1 pseudogene is annotated in these 228 nt (G+C 57.5%); it reads right to left on the reverse strand.

The window, feature by feature from the left end:
- A pseudogene (locus SB771_RS37585) lies at positions 1 to 228 on the reverse strand (phosphate ABC transporter substrate-binding protein PstS); the annotation flags it as partial.

Genomic DNA, 228 nt, shown 5'->3' on the forward strand with positions numbered 1-228 from the left:
TTCCTGAATGACCAGTCGAAGAACTTGAGCGTTTCCTTCGCCTGCTCCGGCTTATCCTGTACCGTATGCAACAGCACGAACGTCGCGCCGACCACCGGCCACGCATTCTTGCCAGGCTCGTTCGTCAGAATCTGATAGAACGATTTCTTCCAGTCTGCACCGGCCGCGGCAGCTTTGAAGGTTTCGGTCGTCGGCTCGACCACCGGACCCGATTCGTTCTTCATCGCC

The sequence above is a fragment of the Burkholderia sp. SIMBA_051 genome (genome assembly GCF_046534915.1).
Taxonomy (GTDB): domain Bacteria; phylum Pseudomonadota; class Gammaproteobacteria; order Burkholderiales; family Burkholderiaceae; genus Burkholderia; species Burkholderia ambifaria.